The 2179-nt window shown below is 68.6% G+C and carries 3 protein-coding genes and 1 pseudogene; 3 read left to right on the top strand and 1 reads right to left on the bottom strand.

Going from position 1 to position 2179, the window contains the following annotated elements:
• Positions 1-266 (top strand): MarR family transcriptional regulator (locus tag JHC57_RS22135; RefSeq protein WP_294032718.1); only part of this gene is annotated, 266 nt, incomplete at its 5' end.
• A gap of 6 nt (positions 267-272) precedes the next feature.
• On the opposite strand, the gene JHC57_RS22130 is transcribed toward JHC57_RS22135, so the two are convergent.
• Positions 273-986 (bottom strand): 2OG-Fe(II) oxygenase, encoded by a 714-nt coding sequence (locus JHC57_RS22130; RefSeq protein ID WP_294032717.1) that lies wholly within the window; start codon positions 984-986, stop codon positions 273-275.
• A 124-nt stretch (positions 987-1110) separates the two neighbouring features.
• On the opposite strand from JHC57_RS22130, the gene JHC57_RS22125 reads away from it, so the two are divergent.
• Entirely contained in the window at positions 1111-1587 is a 477-nt protein-coding gene (locus JHC57_RS22125; protein ID WP_294032716.1) for a hypothetical protein, read from the top strand.
• Between the two features lie 17 nt (positions 1588-1604).
• Positions 1605-2179: pseudogene (locus JHC57_RS22120) on the top strand (peptidase M20); the annotation flags it as partial.

Below are 2179 nucleotides of genomic sequence, written 5' to 3'. Positions count from 1 at the left end.
AGCTCGGCGAAAAGATGTTCCTCGAATCGAACACGCTTACCCCGATCCTCAAGAAGCTCGAGCAATCGGGCTTCGTCGAGCGCCGCCGCGACCCCGCCGACGAGCGCCAGGTGCGCATCCGGCTGACCCCGAAGGGCAGCGAACTGCGCAAGGAAGAGATCGGCAACGAGTTGTTCGACGCGACCGGGCTCGGCGACAGCTTCCTCGACGTCCAGAAATCGGTCGCGAAGCTGCGCGACAATCTGATCGCCTCGCTGGCTGATTGAGGGCGCTCACGCGGCGTCGTGGAAGATGATTCCCAGCGTGTGGCGCCGTCCCGACCGGATCGCGCTCACCCCGTGGCGCATCGTCACGCGGTAATCGCCGCGGCTTCCCCGCACGGGCCGCGCGTTCACCGCAAACACCACCGCATCGCCCCTTGCCAGCGGAACGACGGCGGCCCTCGATTGCATCCGCGGCCTTTGCTCGGTCAGCACGAACTCGCCGCCGCTGAAATCCTCGCCGGGCGCCGACAGCAGCACCGCGGCCTGCAGCGGAAAGACATGCTCGCCGTACAGGTCCTGATGCAGGCAATTATAGTCGCCGGCGCCATATTGCAGCAGCAGCGGCGTCGGTCGCCGCTGTCCCGCACCATGGCAGCGCGCGAGGAAATCGGCGTGGTCGGGCGGAAAGCGCACCGCCATCCCCATCCGCTCGTGCCACCGGTTCGCGAGCGGCGCGAGCCGCGCATAGAGCATCGCGCGCAGCGCCTCGACCAGCGGGGGCAGCGGATAGGCGAAATAGCGATACTCGCCGCGGCCGAAACCGTGCCGCGCCATATGGACCTGGCTGCGAAATCCCGCGGACGCATCATAGAGCGCGGCAAGGCGGCCGCATGCCGCGGCGTCGATCAGTCCGGGCAGGACCGCCCAGCCTTCGCGGTCGAGCGTTTCGCCGAGTGCGTCGGTCGCCGCCGGCGCGCCTGTGGTGTTTCGATCGGTCGTCATGCCGCGATCATGGCGTCGCGGCGCGGCCGCCGCGCCCCGTTTCTTGCGCTCAAACACGCCCATGTGCTTCAATTGCAACCCGAAAGCCCCTAGGCTGCCCCCGGAAACAGCCGAAAGCCCGCCCATGAGCCTCTCCGCCCTTCTCCTGCTCCTCGCCGCCCGGTCCGCCGCAACCCCTGCCGATCCGCCGTGGAGCGGGCAGATGCAGTGCGGCGTCACCTGGACCGATCCCGCCGACGCCGAACGCAGCTGGATGCTCTCGGTCGCGAGCGACACGTCGAACATGAAGCTCGCCATTTCCGACCGCGCCCGCGCGGGCGACCCCGAACCGCCCGAAAGGGACGAGAGCCGCGAACTGAAGCCGCGCGAGGCGAAACTCGCGATCGCCGGCATCGGCGACGGCAAGGTCGAGGTGACGAGCTATCCGATCGGCGAGGGGCGCATGTGGCACGACATCGCGCTCGGCCATGTCGAGAATCTCGACAAATTCCCCGCCGATCCGACGCTGACCCTCAGCATCGGCGGCGCCGCTCCGATGACGATCGAAATGCGCGACTTCGGCGGCGCGCGCGCCTATCTCCAACGCTGCCTCGACCGCTGACGAACAGAAAGTCCTCCATGCCCCGTCCCATCATCGCCGCCCTCGTCCTTGCCGCCATCGCCGCGCCCGCATCGGCGGAGCCGGGCATCGACGCCGCCAATCTTGCCGAAACCGTGCGCACGCTCGCGTCGGACCAGTTTCAGGGCCGCGCCCCGGGCACCGTCGGCGAAGAGCGCACGACCGGATATCTCATCGGCCGGTTGCAGGCGCTGGGGCTCGAGCCCGCGGGCACGGACGGCGGCTGGACGCAGCCGGTGCCGCTGCTCCACACGCGCCTCGGCACGCCGACGACGCTCGGCTTCGACCGCAAGGGCGCGGCGACGCCGCTGACCTTCGGCACCGACATCTATGTCTCGACGCTCCAGCCGAAGAGCGAGGCCGTCGTCGCGAAGGCGCCGATGATATTCGTCGGTTACGGCGTCAGCGCGCCCGAGCGCGGCTGGGACGATTTCAAGGGGCAGGACCTGAAGGGCAAGGTCGCGGTCTTCCTGATCAACGACCCCGATTTCGTCGCGGCGAAGGGCGAGGACGGCTTCGGCAAGTTCGGCGGCCGGACGATGACCTATTATGGCCGCTGGACCTACAAGTTCGA

This window comes from Sphingopyxis sp. (assembly GCF_016463645.1).
GTDB lineage: Bacteria > Pseudomonadota > Alphaproteobacteria > Sphingomonadales > Sphingomonadaceae > Sphingopyxis.
Note: the sequence above shows the minus strand (reverse complement) of the source record. Positions and strands in the feature narration are given on the sequence as shown.